Consider the following 20749-nt stretch of genomic DNA (forward strand, 5'->3'; position numbering starts at 1 on the left):
CGTCAATGGCCTCGTACCATGAACCTCACCAGTGGTTTCCCGCCACCACTCCCGTCTTCACCCCCTTCTGCCTCGCCTTTCTGGATCACGATGGGGCCTACGGAGGCGCCCACCTCCTCGTAATCGAGCGCGGAATACCGTCCTGTCGTTTGGAGCAGTTTCCGCCGTTTCGGTAGCGACGCGATACCGTTTGCCCTGTCCTCAATCTCTTTGCGTGGGCTCTCCTTGGCAGTCAGATCGGCCTTGTCGGACGACAGGTACAGCACGGCATTGAGGACAATCCGGAAGAAAGCAAGCCCATCGGTGTAGAAGGTATCGTCGTCCTGGTGCGCGATGGACGCTTCACTCAGATTCACGCACAGCCCACTACCGAGGTCGTTCGGCGTCAAGGTTTCCCAGTCAGTACGCAGTGCCTGCTCCAGCGTCCAGTTGTCGCCCAGGTACAGCTCGCGCTTGATCGCCAGATAGGACGTGTCTGGCAGCTTGGCATGCCATGCGCAGATGAGTAGTTTGCGACCGGGCAGGCCAGCACCGGCAGGATGCATGGTGAGGAATACGGAAACCGGCGCGGAATAATCCAGGCCGGTGATGTTCATGGCCCAGCGCCCTGCATCGCCCCTGATGTTGTGCATCGCGTTGATGACGGCACGGGACGTGAAGGTGAACAGGCACGTTGGAAACGGCAACTGGATCAGTGCCGCCTTCAGGTTGATCTCGGTGTTCGCTAGGTGCTCGGCCAGGTTGTCGCTGAAATGGAAAGTCTTCTTGCCGGCCAGGGCGAAGTTCACCACGCTGTGATACTCGTTGCTCACCGTGCCATAAAGACTGGAGAGGGATGCCTTCGCCTGTGGTGGCGCACTGGAAAGGAATGGCGACATCTCCTCGACACTAACGCCGGGATGGTCGGCCCCATAACCAAGGATCTCCGCATTCAGTCGTTCGATGTACTGCGGAAATCGGCTGTCGTAGTCGTCCACGCTATGAATAGCCAGTGGCGGGTTGGGGCCGCTCAACAAATCCGCTGCGTCCTGCTCCCCCTTCTCAACCAGGGTGGGGCGCAACTTGCGCACGAAGTCATAGTAGGTTGGTGGCAAAGCCATTTCAGCGGTCCTCTCGGTTATGCCACAGCCGCAGCACGTTGATGATCGAATCCTGAATTTCGTAGCGAACCTCGTACTCCCCGACCAGAATTCGCCGTACCTCGCGCGGCTCGAACTGGAAAAGTTGCTCGCCGATGCGTGGGTTGGTCAGCAGGATGGTCGGGGCCTTGGTCAGCGCCTGCACCGCCCGCGCAGCGGCGGGCTTGTTCACCGGAGCCAGAAATTCATACAAGCGCGCCAAATCGGAAAGCGCTTTGCTGGTCCACTTCATCTCCATCAGCGCGGTACCGGCAGCGGCTGGTCGGTGCCAAGGCTCTCCGCCCACGCTTGCACGGCTTGGTGGTCGATGACGCGGCCGGCGTCTACGTCAGCCAGCGCTTCTTGCGTCAGTCGGTCGCGCTCTTCTTCCTGGGCGATCCAGGCGGAAAGCGCCTGCTTTATGATCCAGCCGCGCGAGCGTTCAAGCCGTGAAGCCATTTGATCTACTTTGTCGGCCAGCGGAAGTGGTACGTGTGCGGTCAGCACCTTGGTTGCTGTGGTCATGTTGCACCTCCTATCGGAACTTGATCTTGCCGGAGCCGGAAACGCTGTGGACACGGTGCGGCGGATTGCCCAGCACGAGGATGACGCCAGACCCGGCCACGCGGGCGCGTACTTCGGAACGAATGAATGCCTCAATATCGCCAGACCCAGCAACCGACAGACTTGCGCGGTCTGCAATCAGCTCGCTGGCGTATACACCACCGGAGCCGGCGATTTCGACTTCCAGGTGTGCGACTTGCCCATAGGCGGTGATGTCGCCTGAGCCTTCGATTTCGAGGTCCAAGACCGCTTGCCGCAGATCGAGCAGGGTTACATCGCCGCGACCCTTGTTCTTTACGGCCGGTGCCTCGGGCAGTCCGACGCCTACTACCACCTTGCCTTGGCTGATGCTCGCGCCCATTGGCTTGCCGTCTACGATGTCGCCCAACACGAACGAGCCGGACACTGAGCCGTGGAAGACGATGTCGCGGCCGGCGACCATGCTGATGGTCATGCCTTCCCGCTCGATCACCAGCTTCCCTCCTTTGAAATAGGTCTTGACCGACTCGACCGCTTCAGCCGTCTCGCCGGCCACGATGAGCATCGGGTTGTCGCAGCGCCGGAACACCACATCGACCGAACCCTTGACGACGATCTTGCGGATCGACTGGAGCGGCCGCTCTTCCTTTACATAGTTTTCAATGCGTTTCCAGGCCGAGTCCTTTTGGTTGCTCGTCGCGGGGGGGCTGAAGATGTCCATCGGGCACGATCCTTTATGATGTGTTCTGATACCGATTCAATCATAGTGATTAAGTTTGAATCGGCAAGCGGGGTATCGTGCTGGACGACGCGTTGGTCGAGTTGCTGCGGCAGCAACGCATCATCCTTCCAACCGTCGTTGTCTTCGAGCGTGTGAGCAGCAAGGCTGCTGACCGAATTGCCCGCGCATTCCCCTTCCTGAACCCTTAGGGTTAGGAGGGGGTCAAGCGGGCGGCGTCCGTGAAGACACCAAACAAGGGCTTGATCTGCGAGGGGCCCGTGGTACGTTGGGTGAATGCAGTCCGGTTTTCGCTTTCGCCTCTATCCCACCACCGAGCAGGCATCCAGTCTGCTGCGGTGGATTGGGTGCCAGCGTTTCATCTACAACGCCAAGGTGAGCGAGGACCGCTATTTCCGGACCTTCGCACGCAAGTCCCTTCAGCACACCGGCCAGTTCGCGCCGCAAGACCAGCAGTACAGCCACTTCATCACCGAGGCCACGCCGTGGCTGCGGCAAGTGCCCTCACAAGTGCTCAGAAACGGTGCGGTGCGCTGGAAGCAGGCCTACAGCCGTTACTGGAAGAAGCTCGGAGGTAGGCCCACCCTCCAGAAACGCCATGGCGCTCAGGCGGTGTGGCTCACGAGCGAACTATTCCGGTTCGAGCAGGTTGTTGATTCGGAGACGGGCGCAGTCGGCTATCGGCTCCAAGTCGGCACCCGAAAGTGCCCGGTGGGCGTGCTGCGCTACGCCGCGCACCGGGCGCACACGATTCCCGCATCGATCACGCTCTCGGTCGATGCGGGGCGCTGGTATCTGTCGTTCACCAACGACGATGGCGTCCCGGAACCTTCGGACTCGGAGACGGCTGACTGGCTTTCATCTTTCAGCGAGGACGAGCTCAGGGCACGCACGGTGGGCGTGGATCGCGGTGTCGCGATTCCGTTTGCGTGTTCGAACGGAGCACAGTTCGATCTCACGCCTGTTCAGCGTGATCGCATCGCCAAGAAGCAGGCGGCCGCCCGGCGCTGGCAACGCAAGCTCTCGCGCAGAGCCAAGGGTGGGGCGAATCGTCGCAAGGCTGCGCACCGCATCGCCTGCCTGCGTCGCTACGAGAAGGACGTAAGGCGCGACTTTGCGCATCAGACGAGCCATGCACTGGTCTCCGACCCCAAGGCGCTCCTGATCGTGTTCGAGGCCTTGGGCGTGCAGCGCATGACCCGCAGGCCCACGGCGAAACAGATCGAACCCGGTCGCTGGGAGAAAAACGGCGAACGCGCCAAGGCAGGGCTCAATCGGTCGATTCTGGGCGCTGCCTGGAGCACGACCAAGACTTGCACCGAATACAAGGCACGGCGAGCGGGCAAGCTCGTCGTGGAAGTGGCACCTCATCACACGTCGCAGGCGTGCGCCCGCTGCGGGCACACTCACCCGGACAACCGGCGCTCCCAAGCCGAATTCGTCTGCCAACGCTGCGGCAACATCGACAACGCCGACTATAACGCTGCGCAGAACATCGCCCAGCGCGGCGTGAGGCTCCTCCTTTCGGGCGAATACAAACCGAAGGAGAAGAGGCGTGTGATGCGGATGCGCCAGAAACAACTAGGGGCGGACCGCTCCGAAGTCACGCTTGGGGAGATCACGGTAAGTCGCGGTGCTGGAAACGGCACTGCGCTCAGATCGATGAACCAGGAAACCCACACCTCAACCGCCCCAGGCGGTTGAGGTGGAGGGAGTGGTCAACATCACGGGCACCGCCATCTCCGCCGGGATCACCCGTCGGATGCCGATGGCACCGTTTACCCAAGACGTGCGCGGCACGCGGCAATGCTTGTCGTAGGTCACGTACCAGACATGCCAGAGAGACGTTCCCTGCGACGGCCCATAGCAGCTGGCCACCTCGAAGAAAACGTCACCAAAGCAGTTTTCCGGTTGGATGAAGTCGCCCGGCTTGAGACCCGCCGGGTACGGTGCATCAGAGCGTCTCATGGGCTTCACCCGTGTGCTCAATGCCCGGCAGATGCGTGCGCGGATCGATCCCGTATACGCAAGTCGGACCGCTTCCACATTCACCGCCGCCGCAGACCTGACCGCAGTAGTCGGTGATGCCTTGCTCTCGCAGTTCGCTTGTGAGCTGAATCCTGCGCAGCGCTTGCACCGTAGCGGCAGTGCGCGGTTCGGCCGTGTCGTACACGGCCTCGATTGCGTCTGCAAACTCACCGAAGCTCCAACGCCTGAGCACCCCCTTCGGAGGCACCTTCAGCAGGAAGCCGTAGGAGTTGAGTGCGCTTAGGACGATTTCGGCGTCCTCATCGGACGCGAAGTATTCTCCAACGCCGATGATGTCCATATGGACGACGATAGGCTTGTTCATGGGGTTCTCCATGTGGGTTGCGGAGAACCCCCTTGCGAGGAGGTTCCCCGCAAGGGTTTTGAGATGGTTGATCAGGCGGCTTGTGCCAGCTCGCCGTCCCGATGCGACTCGAGGTAACGCTTGATCCAGTCGTAGCGGGCCGCAGCCGGCTCTGCTTCGAAGTTTCGCTGGTAGTGCAGCCCGACCCACTCGGAGACGTCATCGAGGTCGATGCCGCGATCCGAGCAGAGTTCTTCCTCGGCGTCCTGGAAGAACGCGTACGTCGAAGCGAGCGACTCGTCTTCCGCCCCGCGGGGGAACAGATCGACGATCACGCCCTCGTCACCGGTGTCGGTGTTGCGTCGCACGTGCACCGAGATCGATCCGACGGTAATCCTGCACGACGGCGAACCGTCCTGCAGGACATAGTCCGAGCCGGACTCCTCCGGCTTGACCAGCACCAGCGCAGGCGTCTCACGATCCTGCACCCGCTCTTCAACATGGGCTGCTTTCTTGGCGAGGAGATCGCGCGCAGCTTCGATCAGCCCCATCAAGGCTTCGTGCGAGTCCTGATAGCCCTCAGAGGGCTCCTCACATTCGTTGAGTGCGGCGCCCTTATCGTCGTCCCAGTCCCACATGGACAGAGAGGCGACGTGATCGACGAACGCATCTTCCGGGGTTCCTGCCTCGTCGAAGCTCAACCCATGGAAATGTGCCAGATCGGCGCAGCGCTTCTGCTCAGTCCGGATCTCGACATTGGTGTGCTTGACCATCGCCGAGAAGCAGAACTCTTCGGCGAACACGACTAGCGTTTCGGCCTCGGTGCTGCCCTCAGCATCTCCCCAGTCCCAGTCGACACGGTAGTCGAAGAGTTCCAGGCAGTGCAGACCGTTGGCCTTGATCAGGGCCGAGAGGCGAAGGATTGACTGCGCAGATTCTCGGTCGATGATGAACGCTGCAGCCTTGGGAATGTCAGCGTAATCGGCATCGGTACGAACGGTGGTTTGGTAATGCATGGTGAATCTCCTGTGAGTGCGGAGACACCACGCCCCGACCATGGGGAATAGGTATCCCCGCGGTGGGTTGAGGTCCAGGAAGGACTGACGGCTGGGTTCGCTCAAGAGAGCTCGGTGGAACCAGCTACCGATCGACGAAAGGGTCTTCAAACGTTCCTATTCTGACGTGCTGCAAATAGCTTGTCCAGAACTTGTGTTATCGCATCAGAAACGTAAATCGCATAGACTTCACCCCCCCTGAAGGACGACTTCGAACAATGATCGCATTTGAAGAGCAGCTAGCCGCATTTACCGAGACGATCGAACGCGATCTTGGTAGAGGCGCTCTGACCTTTCCTACGGTCTTCAGCCTCTCACTTCGCGTCATGAAGCTCTCGGAGGATCCGTCAGTTTCGATCGAAGAGATTGCGCGCCTCGTTCGTACCGATCCAGTGCTTAGCGCCAAGGTGCTACGCGCTGCCAATAGCGTGCTCCTGAATCCGTCACAGAAAGAGATCTCAAGCGTCAGCAAGGCTTTGAACCGTATCGGCTCGACAACCTTCCGCTGCCTTATCTTCGCGGCCGCAGCTGAGCAAGTCGCTCGAGACCAGCGGACTAAGCGCATGCGGGTACTTGCGTCAGAGCTTTGGGCACATTCGGTTGATGTTGATTCCTGGTGCTATGCCACCGCCAAGGTACTCAAGATCTGCTCGCCAGACACTGCACTGATGACTGGCCTGATGTCGAAGGTGGGCCAGTTCTACCTCTTGGCGATGGCCTCCAAGTTTCCGGCGCTTGACGATCATCTGCTCAAGTTCGCCCACTTCGTTTCCCTCTGGGAAGGTCCGGTTCGACAGTCCATGCTCCAGGCCTTCGAGCTACCCACGGTCATCGTCGAGGCAATCAACGCTGGCCACGACCGTCCCATGGTCGCAACGCAACCCGCATCGCTCGCCGAGGTACTCACCTTCGCCGAGCATGCAGCCCAGACGGCCAACCCCCTCACCCGACTGCTTGGCGTGGAACAGACGCGAGTGCCTACCGCACAGCTTTCAGAGGCCAATGGGGCAAAGTCCTTCGAGGCAATCGTTCGCGCCGCGACCGCGACGCGCGACGAGATCCTCACCCTCCTCGCCGGCCACAAGTAACCGCCCGCAAACTCTGGATGGCACAATCCGGAAATGAAAAACCCCCTGCCGCCCGATCGGGCGTACAGGGGGTTCTTTGCTGTCCTGTCAGGACGCTTGCTTACCTCTTCGTTCCGCCATGCGGGCCGCGATCCGCGCCCGCGCCTCGAGTGCTTCGATCTGCCTTGCGGTCATATCTTCGCGCTTGTCCTGCTCGGGCACCGTCGCCTACTTGGCCAGCACGGTCGAGATGGCCCCGCCGGCCGACCACTTGACCGCCCCTTCGAGCATGGTGCTCTCGTGACGACGGTGGATCCGTCGATCAAGCCACACCATGTCGATGCCCGTTGCCGGGTTGTGTTCCCGCCCGAGGATTCGGGCGACGATCTTGCGGGTCTGACCATTGCGGGTCATCACCACGAACTCGTCGCCGATGGACAGCGACGGGGGATCGATTGCTGTCTTCTCAGACATTGACTACTCCCTTGAATGAATTTGCTTCGATGAGCTTGCGCACGTCGTGGCGAGCCACGTTGTGCAACTTGGCCATGTCGTCGACGAAGCGCCCGATGACACTGTCCAGATGCAAGAAGTCCGCATCCTCGGTGTCGGGCGTTGCCCAATCCAGACCTGCTCGCGCAGAGTCCCGCTTGAAGCTGACCAACTGGTCCTTGTAGATGTCGATGCCACCAGGAAGGTGGATGTAGCGCACCCGCACCTTGAGCTTTTGCTGCGGCCGCAGAAGGCGATGGATCGCCTGCTCTTCGGTCGTTGCCGACCACGAGCGCCCGAGCATCAGCACCTCGCTGGCCTGCCACAGGTTCAGACCCTTCTGCGTGGTGCCCAGTGTTGCTAGCAGTACCGGACAATCCCCGAACCGGAAGCGCGTGTTGAGCTCCTTGGTCCGCTTCTTGATCGGCTTGCCCCCGTGGAAGGTCATCGACTCCACACCTCGCTGCTCCAGGTGCGAATGCAACAACTCGACCTGGCGCGGGTTCTCCGCGTACAGGATCGTCTTCTTCCCCTCGGCCGTCAGCCGCTCGAGTTCATCGAGCACCCAACGTTGCTTGGTCGTCAGCGCCGTGTAGGCCCCGAACCCCTCCACCCCGTACTGCGGGAAGTCGGATGCGAAGGACACGGCCCTGATCCTGGCCAGGATCGCGATCAGGTTGTTCTTCCGACCGCTCCCCGACTTGACCTGCTGGTAGTAGTTGGAGAACTCCTCGACCACCTTCAGGTAGTAAGCCAGGTGGGCGTGATCCCAAGGTACTTCGATGATCTCGCGATCTTCCTTGATGATCTTCACCCAAGCCGAGACTTCCGGCTCTTCGACAATCCGCCGCTTGATGAGCGGCGCCACCATCGCCCGGTAGGCCTCCAGGTTCGCAATACGGGGGATTTCCCTCTTTGCGCCCTCTGTCAGGGTGTCTGTGAACTCCTTGGTCACCCACTCCGTACACACGAAGGTGTCGCGGAATGCATCAAGCCCACGTTGTGCGACGTTCATGGTTTTGCGCCACACTGGATCGAGCTTGCCTCGACGCCATCCCCACGGTTGCGCCGCGGTGCCGTCACCAGCCGTGAAGGCCTGGATGGGCGCCATGTCGCGCGGGTAGTTGGCGATCGGCGTTGCAGTCAGCACGAAGCGCTTTTTGGGCGAAACATGCTCGCAGGCACGGGCCTGGTCCGACGTCGGGTTGCACAACAGATCCCCCTCATCGAACACCGCTACCCCAATCCGCCGGCGAAGCTGCCCGGCGTAGGTCTTGCGCATTCGCTTTGTCCGGTTGGGACTTTGCGCATCGCGCCCGATCTCCATGCGCAGACGCTCGTAGGAGATGACGTTGATCCTGCGAAGCGCCATCAACTGCTCGGGCTTCGTGATCACCTGCCAGTCGGTCTTCGGAATCGGCAGCCCTTCGAGCTCGATCACCATCTCTTCGACCAGCCCTGCTTCGGTTGCGATCAGCCCATGCTTCGAGCCGTGCAACGTGATCAGCGCCGTCGCGAGACGAGCTTTGCCCAGACCCATGTCCCACGCTGCGATTGCCCCTTTCGGTTGCATCGCCAGTTCGATGAGATCGTCGTACTGGTAGCCCCACGAGAGGACCTTGTCCAGCCCCATCTGGGCCGCCCTTGACCGCCATTGCGCAGCCTGCTCGGGATACTTCGCCGGCAGACCCTCATGGACGACCGTCCAGCCGCTCTTGGCTGCGCCGGCGACCACTTCGAAGCGCTCGTACAGGTCTTCCGGCGTGAGCCGGAACGTGCGCCCCTTGACCTCGAACGCATACTGCCCGTCCTCAGCCCGTGCAAAGTGGTAGCACTGATCAATCGACAGTGCGGGCGAACCCCACACCTTCGGATCGGCCACCTGCGGCCGCCGTGGGCGTGCCTCGAGCGAATCTGCGTCTCCCGCTACGCCGTTCTCGACATAGATGACGTGTCGCAGGGGCGTCTTTTGGCGCAACGTTGCTCCTATTGCGCGCTTCAGATACCCGTAAATGCCCGGGTCGACGACGGGCGAACCGCCGGCGCTCCGAACCTCGGCCACGAACTCGTTGAACGAAGCCATCGGATCGTCCTGAGCAAGGTGCACTTCCAGATCCAGCACCCCCTGCCCTTCGTACTTCACCCCCTTGGGGAAACGTTGATCATCCCCAAGCAGCTTCATCACCGCTTCGCGCAAGATGGCGTTGTGCACCTTCGCCATCGTGAGCCCGCAGGCGTAGCGCAACTTGATCCGCCGTCCGTCGCGGACGATGCGAACCGTGTTGTTGCCAGTGACCGGCAGCGTGATCGAAGGACCTTCGTCCTCGACCCCCACCACGCCCAGCTTCGCAGCGCTTCGGTTGTAGAGCCGAAAGTTGCGTAGCTCGGGCAATGGATCGTCCAGCGATTGCAGCTTCACGCGGGGGGCCAGATTTGCCAGCCGGCCCATATGCCCCATGACCACGAGCGACACCTGCACTTCGGTGCCTTCCTCACGGAACGAACCCGACGGCAGATCGATCACGGCATGAAACAGACCACACATCTGCTCATCCAGGTACAGCGTAGGATTTGCGACGAGCTCGTCTACGAACGATCGCGGCAGCAGCGCCACGACGATATCGGCCGCATCCACCGCCTGAGCCAGCGCATAGGCATGACTCACGGCCGCGGTGCCCGGCCCATACTTCCCGTAGGTCGTGCAGGGGTAAGGCTTGAGGGTTGGTGACTCGAGATGCACCGAGAAGGGCGGATTGATGAGCGCGACGTCGACGTTGCGTGGCTGGATCGACTCCACCCCGCAATGCTCGAACTCACACTCGAACCCAGCCTCCACTGCCACTTCACCCAACCGGGCAAGCGGTGCGGCATCCACATCCACGCCAAGCAGGATGTGCTTTTGCGGGTCGGCGTACTGCAATAGCCTTCCCGAACCGCAGGAGTTGTCCATGATGGACTGCTTCCTCCATTGGCTCTCGGCGGCCAGCATCGCCGGCTCGACGATGCGCCACATCACGCGTGCAATCTCGTCGGGTGTGAAAAACTGCCCGAGATGCACTTTGCGAGCTGCAGCCAGCCCCGCCAGCGAACCCGGCCGGTCGGCCTGGCTCCCGCGTGACTGAATGCTCCTCAAAGGGTTGTACCAAGACATGGTGTGCTCCAGTTGAAGCGGGAGACACACCTTGTCCCCGGCCGGGACAAAGCATGTCCCCGCAGGGTGAGATTTCAAGGCCTCACGGCCCCGCTGTTTCGTCCTCGCTTACTGGCGAGGGGGCTGCTCCCAGGATCGCTGGGCGATCTTCGAGAGCTTTTCCCAGGGCACGCGAGGCGCCCCATCGTGATACCGCGGCGTGCGCTGAACATCGCGCTCGTACGCACGCTGGCCGGCAGACTTGGATCGAATCGTCATCGTCCGCCTCAGCCGTAGTAGAAGACATTCATCTGCCGCAGCGTTGCCGCGGCGATCTGCCCGCGTACGTCGTAGGCGACCTCAATTAGCGCCGAGGCGCGCTTGAGCACTTCGGCGCAGTCCTTTCCGACCTGGCAGTCGAAATCGAGCGAGGTGATGTCCTCGGCGAGTTCTTCGTCCAGAAAGAACGGCAACTGCTTCATCAGTTCGCCGACGGTCGTCGGGGTGGGTAAGGTCATCGTGGTTCTCCAGAATACAGGGTCACCACGACCCTCCCTGGCTGGAGAAGGTGGCTTCCCCAAAGGTGGGTTGATTATCCTGAGCGGACAGTGGGCTGGGTTCGGGATTGCTCCCCGGTCGGATCCAGCTACCGTTTAAGGTGCGAGGCACCTCAGAAAACACCTTCCCCCTGGCCCCCGGGGGGACAGGAGGCAGATGCCTTCGATGCTCAGGCAGCGATCGCTTCGATCTCGACAAGTTCAGCCTGGTGGGCGCGAACCGCGTCGTCCCAGGTTTCTTCTTCCGTGTCGAACTCCAGTGGGCCAACCTCAACATCGAGGCCCGCCAGGCAGAGCGTCCACCAGAACTTCCCGGCGAGCGCTTCTTCGCCCTGCTCGATCCGGTAGCCAAACTGCTCGGCTGCGATCTTCTGCTCTTCGTTGGTACTCATGGTTCTCTCCACGTAATGACCCAGAGCGCGCCATGCCCCAGACGGGGGGATGGCCCGTCCGGGTTGTAGTTGTGCTGCGTTACGGCTCGATCTCGAGGTAAGTGCCAAGGAACACCTGCAGCTGTTCAGCGAAATCCTGCCGAATCAGGAACTCGAACCGACTGGTATAGGTGACGATGATCACCTCCCCGTTGTCGCCGGCCGGATGCTTGGCCCGTGACTGGACCTCGTAGGTCCTGTCGCTGAACGTTCGGTTGAGTCTGTGCAGATCATGACTCAGTGCAATCCGGTCAGACCAACGGGCAATCTCGCTCAGCACGTTCAACGACTGGCTGATCGACTCGACGCAATCGAACGCGAGGCGGTTTTTCTTGTACTGCTTCTTGTCGAAGTCATCGAGCCAGACGGATCGATCAAGAACGATGTATCCGTTCTTGATCACGACCTTTTCGCCCTCATCGAGGTTGAACTTCGACTTGAAGCCCCTTGCGACTTGCTGCCAGGCGAGCTTCTCACCGAAGTCACCACCGTACTTTTGCTCCAGGTACGACCAGATCGCGACCGGGTCGAAGGCGTCGATGTTGTCCTCGTCGGACCGGAACCGCTCGTGGATATCGTATCCGTCGATCTTGAGCGAAACGCCTTCCGGTGCGAACACCTTCTCAGCGGTCCAGACCATCATCTTGCGGATCTCCGCGGCCCTCGACTCGAGCGTGCGGCGCACGTCGTAGCCCGTCATGTCCTCAAATGCCCGCATGTACTCGTTGTGGTGGCGATTCAGAATCCGGCGCTCCTCACTGCGAATTTCGCACTGCTCATTCGCCCAGTTCTCGAGTGCATTGCGGTAGCGCACCCAGAGAGCCTTGTACTGCTCGCCGACGGTCGGCGGGGTGTCATCCTCGGGGACTGCCTGGATGACCTCCGGGACCATCTCGAGTGCCTCCTCGTTGGTTTCGGACGCTATGTCCAAGGACGAGTACGCGGCCCCCTCGAGCCCAACTGCTGCGGCGAAGAGAGCTTCGAAACTGCTTGAGGATTGTTGAACTGCTTGCATGGTTGCCTCCATGAAAAAGGGGCAACCCATCCCGTTACCGGGCGAGAGTCGCCCCGGTTCGGGATCGTTTGATGTTCAGGCAAAGAGCTTACTTTTGCCTGTGGAGGGAGCGTTGCTTCCCTATGTGTTTTGTAAGTCCTGGACGGACTCGCAAGGCTGGATTCGGCTCTGTTGAGCCCGGTGGAGCCAGCTACCGGTTTGGCACGAAGGCCGATAACAGCCACATTGTCGTGCAGATCTCTCCACTCGTCCAGTAGGGGCGCAGTTTGGGAGCAACAGTGAGCGGTCGAGCTGCGATGGTTTGGGTTTTCATGTCTCTCTCAAAGAAAACGCCAATGGTCGTTTGTGTTTCTTTTATATGTCATTTGTTAACGCTTTGTTAACGTTTACATGAAGCTGAAACCCGCGTAGGCAAAGGGTTCTAGCGTACATCGGTGAGAGTTTACGGGATATCAGGTGAGAGATAACAGGATGAGAGGTGAGATCAAACGGGATGAGAGGTGAGAACTTTCGGGGGGAAAGGTGAGCGTTTACGGGATGGGGATTGGGATAGGTGAGAGTCTACGGGAATGAAGCTGTGGATAAGTCCAGGATTTTGCTGATCAATTGCGTACAGGTGAGAGTTTACAGGGCATCTCGTATCGATAGGTGAGAGCCTACGGGACTACTTGCTCTGATAGGTGAGGGTCTACAGGAGAAGTGCGTCGAATAGGTGAGAGTCTACGGGATAGGATTGCAGCGTATGCACCAAGATGGTGCGAACGGGAGGCCTGTCGGCGCCTATCACATGTGTGTGCTTTGCGCATTAGCATAAAACATCCCGTTGAACCATTTACGGAGTTTCGTTTGACGCTACACCGCTGACCTTCTCTCCCGTAGACTCTCACCTGTCGCAAGCATGGACCCCTGTAAACTCTCACCTATTGATGCCAGTAGGGGATGGTTCTCAGTGCTGAGTCCTGTAAACACTCACCTTTGGGCCTCGGCCGTGTCTCAGTGTGTGGGCCGTATCCTGCTAGTTCTCACCTTTCAGGCGATCAATGGGCAGTAACGGCAAGTGCGTCGGGGGAAGTCTCCCGTAGACTCTCACCTTTCCATCGGCCAAAGGACTGAAGCCGCAAGGGCTGCAAGAGCTCTCCCGTAGACTCTCACCTATTGGATGCGGCCTTACGCTCGGCTCCAGCTATCCTCCTCTCCTGTAAACACTCACCTTTCGTTGAGTCAGTGCCCTGATACGGCGTGGTGTTTAGCCCGACTCCCGTAAACTCTCACCTATTGCTGGCGGCCAAGGTCGTCACCCCACGATCGATACCGCAGGCCTTCGGGCCTCTCTCTAGCGCCGTGGCCTCGAACGCACAGGCGATCGACACGTACCAGCCATCGGCCTCGGTGCGCAGCGTGACCGTGATCGGTCGCCCCTCGATCAGTCGCCCCTCGATCGGGCGGCTCGCCCGGTAGCGCAACTAGCCCACCTTGGGAAAGCGGATGCGACTGTTGGCCGCATCCAACGAGAAGTGCCCAGGGCCGTGGCACCGCCTGCGTCGAACGCGCTATCCTTCACCGGCCTGAAGTACCAGGGCTTGCCGCGCTTTCCGGTCATCAGCGAAGAGTTTTTTCTTTGGTGAGCTAGTTGTGGCTTGCTCTCACCTCTCCAACCGGCCTATATTGCGTCTTCATTGCCCTGCCGGTGGTCTGGTTGTGTCTGAAAAGCCCAAGAAGTCATCCATCACGCACGTGAAGCCTGAGCCATATCGGCGCGGTGAGTTGCGCAAAGCTGTGGATGCCGTGTACGCGTATCCGCAGCAGGGCAAACTGACCTTGGTAGGTCGCAAGGCCTTTAACCTGCTCCTGGCAAACGCTATGGATCAGGGCGCTGACCGAGAATGGTACGAGATTGAGATCGGTGAGCTGGCCAAGGACATACGCTACGACTCCAATGACATCAAAAGGCTCGAGTCCACGCTCAACGAGATGCAGCGAACACTCCTGAAGTGGGATGTCCTCGAGACGATCAACGACCAGGAGATCCCCATCCGGGACTCGGTTCAACTTCTAGGTGCGGTGAGGTTGATCGGAGGCCTGACAGAAGATGGCAAGCGTAGTCCGATCGCTCGTCAGGTCCGTTATAAGTTCGATGAACGTGTCAAGCAGCGTCTTCTTGTACCAGAGGTCTATGCTCGGATAAACCTGCAACTTCAGGCCACCATCAAGAGCGCCTACACGCTCGCTCTCTACGAGCAGCTGATTCGGTACAGAGGGAACAATGGCTCAGATGGCTGGAACTATACCGTCAAGCTTCCATGGAGGGAGTGGCGTAATCTGATCCTGGGTGGCGACTATTCCGCTGGCTACGAGAACTACAAGTACTTCGGTCGGGACGTTCTGGCCAAGAGCCTGAAGGAGCTCAATGAGCGGGTTCTTGACTACGAGTTCGAGCTCCTGGTGTTCAAGGATGGTCGATCTATCAGTGATTTACAGTTCCGCCTCAGGGAGCGCGCCCAGGGGTCACTTTCTCTCGCGTCTGATGATCCGTTGATTGACACGGCCGGCATCTCCAAACGTCTTGAGGCGTTTGAGCTCAAGAAGACCGAGATCTCAAAGCTGCTCCGGGTCAACGATTTGCTTTTGCTTGAGGAGGCCGCGGATGAGACGGAGGCACGACTACGTCGGGGTGACCTGAACCCGATCCGGAACAAGCCAGCCTATTTCCTGAATGCGCTAAACAGGGTGAAAGACTACGCGCGAACAGGAGCTCCCTCTGATGCTTCACATGAGGTGGTCTCGAAGACGGTAGAGGCTGACATCGATTACCAAGCCGCATCGCAGGGTACGGAGCGAGCCGTGGCTCAGCAGGCTGAAATGGGTAGGACCTGGGCTGATATCGAAGCGGACCTCAATGCTCTACCTGAGGAGATCCAAACCGAGATCATCGATGCATTTATCGACGCTGAAACGAATCGCGCAGTGCTTGCCGCCTATGCCAAGCATGGATTCAAGAGCCCCATGGTCCGGGTTGCCTTTACCCCTTGGTTCGAGAAGGCGATGCGCGAGAAAGCAGGGCGCTAATCGCTCATTTCGATGAGCATGCCGCCGAGGAACAGCGTCCAACCCGCCACCTGCGTGCGAAAACGGAATCTGCGGTACATAGCTTCGTTATCACGCCGATCGAAATGGTCGACGATCAATGCGACCAGGTTGGCCGCCCCACAGAGCATGCCAGCGATCCCGAAAGCCAGCGCTATGCCCGTCATCGACATCCCACCCTGGTGTCGCCCCGGGACAAAGGCCTCGCCCACGAAAACGCTGTAGCCCGCATAGGCGACCAGCAACAGCGAAAAAAGGGCGCTACGTACTATCTCCCACTCGGAGTAGGCGTTCGGGACATGAATGCGGGGACTCTTGCGTCGTGGCATGTTCTCAGCAGATCGAAGAAGCAACCCATAGAGGATAGCCGCGGGCAAACCGTCGCACCCCTCCATAAAACAGCGCCGATGAGCCCTTATTCGTTGGCGCGCAGGTATGCGAGCAAGGACGCCGACTGCTTTTCGCTCCCATAGGCCATTTGCAGCAGAAGCTGCACGGGAAGCGGAATGTCCCGCTCCATCTTTTCGTAGCGGCAGCGGGTCGATTGCATCACGCCAACCTTTAGCCAGAAGACGGTCTGGTTCAGCCGAAGCTTCTTGCGCAGGGCAAGGGCCTCGGCGCCGTTGGTGATACGAAGCGTAGGCATACGGAGTTTCTTCTCGTTCTGGGTCATGTGACTTGACCTTTGAATTATCCGGTGCGCCGTAAAACCTCGTCCAAGCGATCTGTCGCGAAGCGACATTTAGGCGGAGCCGGCGAGCTTGGGCGGGGATATAAGGAGCGAGAGCCGAAGGCTCTTATTTTGGGGGGGCCGGTTTCCACCGATCGATCAGTTTGCGAAGCGCAGAAAGCCCTGCCGAGTCTATCTTTGCCCATTGATCTTTCGAGAGACGGATCGACCGTTGAACAAGAATGTCGTTCGGGTCTTTCTTCGGGCGTCCGCCTTGTTTTTTTGCAATGTCCATTTGACAATTATAGAATCACAAAAACCAGCTGCCAAGGTCATGTATTCGTGATTCCATAACCGCATGGACAAGCCGACGAAAACCCTCAAGGTCCGTATCAAGGACAAGCATGCTCCCTTGCTTCGGCAGTGGGCGGCTTCGGTGAATTTCGTGTGGAACTACATTAACGAACTGTCGTCCCGTTCGATCAAAGAGCGCGGCAAGTTTTTGTCGGCGTTCGACATTCACGCCTATACCACCGGCGCGTCGAAGGAGCTTGGGCTGCACTCGCAGTGCCCCCAGGTCATCGCAAAGGAATACGTCACGCGCCGAAAGCAGTTCAAAAAATCCCGTCTCGCGTGGCGCAAGACGAACGGCGTGCGTCGGTCGCTCGGGTGGGTGCCGGTGAATACAGGCATGGCGTCCTGGAAGAACGGGCAGGTCTATCACAATGGCCAGTATTTCGGCGTTTGGGACAGCTATGGCCTCGCCGGGTACAAATTCCGGTCAGCCAGCTTCAGCGAGGACTCTCGTGGCCGCTGGTACTTCAACGTCGTGGTCGACGTTGAGGAAAAGCTGTCACCAGGTCAGGGCGCGGTCGGTGTCGACCTTGGTCTGAAAGACCTTGCGACAACCAGTGATGGCGAAAAGCTCGAAGCCGGCCGCTGGTATCGCGAGGAACAGGCAAAGCTCGGTATCGCGCAGCGTGCCAACAACAAGCAGCGCGTCAAGGCGATTCACGCCAAGATTGCGAATCGTCGCAAAGATGCGCTGCACAAGTTTTCTCGCCGACTGGTGGATACCCATGGGGAAATCTACGTCGGCAACGTTTCAAGCAGCAAGCTCGTCAAAACCAAGATGGCCAAATCGGTACTCGATGCCGGTTGGGCCATGCTGAAAACGATGTTGGAATACAAAGGCGCTCACGCCGGTATCGTCGTCAGGGAAGTGAACGAGAGTTTTTCAACCCAAGTCTGTTCGTGCTGCGGATCAATCTCCGCCAGCAGTCCGAAAGGTAGGGCCGGCTTGCGAATAAGGGAATGGACCTGCGTGGCGTGCGGAAGCACTCACGACCGCGACATCAATGCGGCCAGGAACATCCTCGGGCGCGGACGTGCGCCTCTAGCTGTAGGAATCCCCGTCCTTCCCCGCGTCAGCGGGCAGCCGCAAGGCTGAGGGCGGGGAGGACGTCAAACCAAGTGGAGCTGGGCATGCTTGCGCGCACGGCGTCGATGCCCTCCTCCTTGATCCGGGCGACCAGGTCGGACAAGGTCCATGCACGGGATCGAGAGAAGTGCTCGCGTAGCACCGGCATGTAAGGATGCTCGGCCGCACGCGCCCGGGCGTACTCAGCCTGGAGCCGCTCGACCTCACTGCGCTTCTGCGCAATCTCCTCCTCGATACGAGCTGCCTCATCTTCTGTACGGACAAGGTGCATGGACGGCTTGTCGAACTCGTCCTGGATGACCAACACCACCTGGTGCTCCTGGCGGGGAAAGCGCTTCTGACGGGCGGCAGCGTAGCCAAGGGCGTCATCGAAGCGCGCAAAGCGCAGGTAGGGCTTACCACTGTCGAGTTTGCACAGCCGTTCTCGAGGGTTGTCGCCGACGACCCAGATCGTCTCCCACCATTGCATCGAATCTGGCTCATGCAGCGGGGCCGGCAACAGGCGGTCAGGAACGGAAATGTGCCCTTCGTCGGTCGAGAACACGTGGAAGGTTCTGCTCTGGCGCAGCTTGTAGCCCGAGACGGCGACCAGGTAGTGGCCTCGAACGCGGATCTCAGGCATGCGGGATGTCCACGCCGAACTGTTTGCCCAACGCATGCAGTCGCTCGGCAAATTCTGCCTCGGACGGCGGTTGTCGCCCGAACTGTCCGCAGATCTCCTTGGCGATGGCTAGAAAAATCGGTACTGCGGTCATCGGAATCCCGGCGATCGACCCATCGGCCGGCTGCCGAGCGAAGAACTCGGCGGCAGCTTTGCCTGTGAGCCACTGGACGGCAGCGACGGATGTCCATCCCGGCCCGAGGCGGCCGCGCAGGGTTTTCGACACCGCCGATGGGGAGGCTGTGGCATCGAGCATCAGGGTGCAAAGGGCCTGGAGGCAGGCCGCCGCCTTTTCGTTCGTCATTTCGTGTCTAACTCTAAATCCAATCGGGAAGGGTGCGCATGCAATTCGGCACGCTTAGATGGTGATCGCGCCGCTTCCCTCGTCCAATGCTATCCATCGCCGGCTAATGCCCCCAGGTGCGCTTGTTCGCCATGAGGTCCATGAGGCGAAATCCATCAGCGTCGGAGAACCCACTCTCGGATTGGCCGATGAGAACGTCCCACGCTGCGGGGAATGGTTGCACCGTGCTGTGCGCGACCACGATCTTTGATGTCGGCATGAGGTTCCGCATCATCCAGGCGTTGATCTCGGCAACGCATTGCTGAGGTCCGCCGCCCTCCAGTGTGGGGGTGAAGCCGATGTGACGGCCTCCCAATTCCTTGAGCATGCCGGCGACCTGATGGGCGTTGCACTTGCGGCGAATCTCGGAAGTCACGATGACGCTGCAAAGGCGCCCTGCCAGCACTGCAGCCAGCCTTTGCACTCGCTCATCGAACCCTTCTTGCTGCGGCCGCAGCAGCCCATCGAGGTCCAGGAATAGCACGGGGGCCAGTACGGGGTGGGTTGGCGAAGGCGTTTCCTTACTCAGGATGCGATAGGCGTTCGCTCTCTGAAAGCTGACCTCCGGGCTCTCGGACATCCACGATGGCAACCCCAGCCCATTGCGATCTTCGGTCCCTGCGCCGTCCGTACGGGTCAAGGTGCCAGCGTTGCGACGGATCTCTTCGAGCTTGGCTGCACGCGCGACGGCCAATTCGCGCTGCGCTGCCATCTTCTTCTCTCTCTCCCGTCTGCGCTGATCGTCGATCTTCTCCAGGTACGCCTCGTGGCGACGCCGCGCCTCGGCCTCATCGTTGGCAATCCGCTTCCGAAGCTCGGCCTTGGCTTCGTAGTCCTGGTCTGCTTTCTCCTCCAGGCGAGGGTTGAAAAGCCATGCCTTCGAGCGGGCGTTCTCGAGCACGAAGGTCCGTAGCTCTTCGGGCGTCCACGTGCTCCTCTTCGGATCGATGCTGATCTCTATGGTGGCGTTGCCGCGTGCGCGTATCTTCGCGAGCTTGTCCCTGTCGACCGGGTTGTGGACCGCGACTTCGACATAGAGCGTCTTGCCGGCGACGGTGGCGACGATGTCGGGGCGGATGTTCCCTTCGGTCTTCTCGAGTTGCACCGATTCGAACGTGACTTGGCGAGCCGGTGCGAACGCCTCGCCCGGGCCGCGCCTTCTCACTGGGTTCAGTTCGTGCGTGCGGTAGCTGTAGGGCGGGTGGCACACCTCGGCAGAGGTGCGCAGCGCCTCGACGAACTCGTCCGGATATCGGAGCACGTTGCACTCGGGCAGCTCCAGCCAGCCGGCATCCTCGATGATGCGCTTTACCCCCAGGTGCAGCGACGACTCGAACGCCTCGCTGCAGCCATAGCCCTTGGCGTGCGCGAAATGCCAGATCGTCTTGCCCGTCTTGCTCTGCCGCGCGATCAGCGGTGCGCTGCACGACGGGCAGGTGCAGGCGCAGGCAGCACCGTTCTCAACCTCTTCGATCGATGCGATGTTGCCGTGCTTGTCCAGAGCGAACGGAATCCGGTGGTCGGGCGATGCCATGCGTCTAAGTGTATCGCGCCGCGCACCTGGTTGAGCTTTTGTGGCAACTGTACGAAGATACAGCCCCTTTTATCTTGGCTGCCCCCCATGCTGCCCGCACCAGATCACCATGATGCGCCGCTACGTGCTGTCGAGAACCCCCCTTGTGTGCTCCTGCCGCTTGGGCTGACTCCTGTTTCCGCCGGTTTCCCCTCCCCTGCAGAGGACTATGCGGACAAGCGGCTGGACCTCAACCAGTACCTTGTCCGTAACCCCGTCTCGACCTTCTTCTTCCAGGTGCGCGGGGACTCGATGCAGGACGCCCAGATCTTCGACGGGGACATCCTGGTCGTCGACCGCAGCATCGAGGCGTGCCACGGGCACATCGTCGTCGCGTTCGTGAATGGCGAGCGCCTGGTTAAGCGGCTCTACAGGCGCGGCGGCCGTGTCGCACTCCTCGCGGAGAACAAGGCCTACCCGCCTTTGGTGCTCACGGAAGGCGCAGAGATGGAGATCTGGGGCGTGGTGATCGGCCTCGCCAAGCGCATTCCGGGTTGA

At 60.1% G+C, this 20749-nt stretch carries 23 protein-coding genes; 5 read left to right on the forward strand and 18 right to left on the reverse strand.

From position 1 onward, the window contains the following. Positions 1-2 precede the first annotated feature (2 nt). The 4 genes from B447_RS14970 to B447_RS14985 are packed head-to-tail and all read right to left on the reverse strand — an operon-like array spanning position 3 to position 2382. Entirely contained in the window at positions 3-1100 is a 1098-nt protein-coding gene (locus B447_RS14970; RefSeq protein WP_002942112.1) for a hypothetical protein, read from the reverse strand. Between the two features lies 1 nt (position 1101). Next, the gene (locus B447_RS14975) at positions 1102-1377 is read right to left on the reverse strand and encodes a type II toxin-antitoxin system RelE/ParE family toxin (protein ID WP_002942115.1); all 276 of its coding nucleotides are present in this window, start codon (positions 1375-1377) and stop codon (positions 1102-1104) included. Next, positions 1377-1643, reverse strand: a complete 267-nt coding sequence (locus tag B447_RS14980; RefSeq protein ID WP_002942117.1) for a CopG family ribbon-helix-helix protein — start codon at positions 1641-1643, stop codon at positions 1377-1379. The genes B447_RS14975 and B447_RS14980 overlap by 1 nt, the downstream gene beginning before the upstream one ends. 10 nt (positions 1644-1653) lie before the next feature. Next, positions 1654-2382, reverse strand: a complete 729-nt coding sequence (locus B447_RS14985; protein WP_002942118.1) for a GIN domain-containing protein — start codon at positions 2380-2382, stop codon at positions 1654-1656. A 294-nt stretch (positions 2383-2676) separates the two neighbouring features. Between B447_RS14985 and B447_RS14990 the strand changes: the two genes are divergently transcribed. Continuing rightward, a complete protein-coding gene (locus B447_RS14990; RefSeq protein ID WP_002942120.1) occupies positions 2677-4104 on the forward strand; it encodes an RNA-guided endonuclease InsQ/TnpB family protein in 1428 nt (475 codons plus the stop codon). Here B447_RS14990 and B447_RS22590 read toward each other — a convergent pair. The 3 genes from B447_RS22590 to B447_RS15000 all read right to left on the reverse strand — a co-directional run bounded on the left by B447_RS22590 (position 4084) and on the right by B447_RS15000 (position 5748). Beyond that, entirely contained in the window at positions 4084-4368 is a 285-nt protein-coding gene (locus B447_RS22590) for a hypothetical protein (protein WP_157384694.1), read from the reverse strand. The two genes, B447_RS14990 and B447_RS22590, sit on opposite strands and share 21 nt — an antisense overlap. After that, on the reverse strand, positions 4355-4753 hold the full coding sequence (locus B447_RS14995; RefSeq protein ID WP_002942122.1) for a hypothetical protein: 399 nt from the start codon (positions 4751-4753) through the stop codon (positions 4355-4357). The genes B447_RS22590 and B447_RS14995 overlap by 14 nt, the downstream gene beginning before the upstream one ends. A gap of 71 nt (positions 4754-4824) precedes the next feature. Further along, positions 4825-5748 carry a hypothetical protein gene (locus tag B447_RS15000; protein WP_002942124.1) on the reverse strand — a complete coding sequence of 308 codons (924 nt, stop codon included), beginning with the start codon at positions 5746-5748 and terminating at the stop codon, positions 4825-4827. Positions 5749-6005: 257 nt separating this feature from the next. On the opposite strand from B447_RS15000, the gene B447_RS15005 reads away from it, so the two are divergent. After that, a complete protein-coding gene (locus tag B447_RS15005) occupies positions 6006-6875 on the forward strand; it encodes an HDOD domain-containing protein (RefSeq protein WP_002942125.1) in 870 nt (289 codons plus the stop codon). Positions 6876-7082: 207 nt separating this feature from the next. Here the strand turns inward: B447_RS15005 and B447_RS15010 are convergent, their stop codons facing one another. From B447_RS15010 to B447_RS15035, 6 genes are all read right to left on the reverse strand, one after another. Continuing rightward, positions 7083-7328 (reverse strand): hypothetical protein, encoded by a 246-nt coding sequence (locus B447_RS15010; protein WP_002942127.1) that lies wholly within the window; start codon positions 7326-7328, stop codon positions 7083-7085. Further along, on the reverse strand, positions 7321-10497 hold the full coding sequence (locus tag B447_RS15015) for a helicase-related protein (RefSeq protein ID WP_037982906.1): 3177 nt from the start codon (positions 10495-10497) through the stop codon (positions 7321-7323). The genes B447_RS15010 and B447_RS15015 overlap by 8 nt, the downstream gene beginning before the upstream one ends. A 266-nt stretch (positions 10498-10763) precedes the next feature. After that, on the reverse strand, positions 10764-10994 hold the full coding sequence (locus B447_RS15020) for a hypothetical protein (RefSeq protein WP_002942131.1): 231 nt from the start codon (positions 10992-10994) through the stop codon (positions 10764-10766). A gap of 209 nt (positions 10995-11203) precedes the next feature. Continuing rightward, on the reverse strand, positions 11204-11425 hold the full coding sequence (locus B447_RS15025; protein WP_002942133.1) for a hypothetical protein: 222 nt from the start codon (positions 11423-11425) through the stop codon (positions 11204-11206). A 79-nt stretch (positions 11426-11504) separates the two neighbouring features. Beyond that, a complete protein-coding gene (locus tag B447_RS15030; protein ID WP_157384695.1) occupies positions 11505-12479 on the reverse strand; it encodes a hypothetical protein in 975 nt (324 codons plus the stop codon). 1268 nt (positions 12480-13747) lie between these two features. Further along, positions 13748-13942 (reverse strand): hypothetical protein, encoded by a 195-nt coding sequence (locus tag B447_RS15035; RefSeq protein WP_002942136.1) that lies wholly within the window; start codon positions 13940-13942, stop codon positions 13748-13750. Positions 13943-14177: 235 nt separating this feature from the next. Here B447_RS15035 and B447_RS15040 point away from each other — a divergent pair, with 235 nt between their 5' ends. Further along, positions 14178-15545 (forward strand): replication initiation protein, encoded by a 1368-nt coding sequence (locus B447_RS15040; RefSeq protein WP_157384696.1) that lies wholly within the window; start codon positions 14178-14180, stop codon positions 15543-15545. Here B447_RS15040 and B447_RS15045 read toward each other — a convergent pair. After that, positions 15542-15892, reverse strand: coding sequence for a hypothetical protein (locus tag B447_RS15045; protein ID WP_157384697.1), 351 nt, complete (start codon positions 15890-15892; stop codon positions 15542-15544). The genes B447_RS15040 and B447_RS15045 overlap by 4 nt on opposite strands. Before the next feature lie 86 nt (positions 15893-15978). Next, positions 15979-16236 carry a hypothetical protein gene (locus B447_RS15050; RefSeq protein WP_002942144.1) on the reverse strand — a complete coding sequence of 86 codons (258 nt, stop codon included), beginning with the start codon at positions 16234-16236 and terminating at the stop codon, positions 15979-15981. Between the two features lie 355 nt (positions 16237-16591). Here B447_RS15050 and B447_RS15055 point away from each other — a divergent pair, with 355 nt between their 5' ends. Beyond that, on the forward strand, positions 16592-17683 hold the full coding sequence (locus B447_RS15055; RefSeq protein WP_002942146.1) for an RNA-guided endonuclease InsQ/TnpB family protein: 1092 nt from the start codon (positions 16592-16594) through the stop codon (positions 17681-17683). On the opposite strand, the gene B447_RS15060 is transcribed toward B447_RS15055, so the two are convergent. The 3 genes from B447_RS15060 to B447_RS15070 form a co-directional block, all read right to left on the reverse strand. Continuing rightward, complete coding sequence (locus B447_RS15060) at positions 17661-18296, reverse strand: hypothetical protein (protein ID WP_002942148.1); 636 nt, start codon at positions 18294-18296, stop codon at positions 17661-17663. The genes B447_RS15055 and B447_RS15060 overlap by 23 nt on opposite strands. Then, the gene (locus B447_RS15065) at positions 18289-18639 is read right to left on the reverse strand and encodes a hypothetical protein (protein WP_002942152.1); all 351 of its coding nucleotides are present in this window, start codon (positions 18637-18639) and stop codon (positions 18289-18291) included. The genes B447_RS15060 and B447_RS15065 overlap by 8 nt, the downstream gene beginning before the upstream one ends. Positions 18640-18742: 103 nt before the next feature. Further along, a complete protein-coding gene (locus B447_RS15070; RefSeq protein WP_002942155.1) occupies positions 18743-20212 on the reverse strand; it encodes a hypothetical protein in 1470 nt (489 codons plus the stop codon). An 87-nt stretch (positions 20213-20299) separates the two neighbouring features. Here B447_RS15070 and B447_RS15075 point away from each other — a divergent pair, with 87 nt between their 5' ends. Further along, positions 20300-20749 (forward strand): LexA family protein, encoded by a 450-nt coding sequence (locus B447_RS15075; protein ID WP_051018827.1) that lies wholly within the window; start codon positions 20300-20302, stop codon positions 20747-20749.

Origin of the sequence: Thauera sp. 27, assembly GCF_000310125.2 — a bacterium.
Classification (GTDB): Bacteria; Pseudomonadota; Gammaproteobacteria; order Burkholderiales; family Rhodocyclaceae; genus Thauera; species Thauera mechernichensis.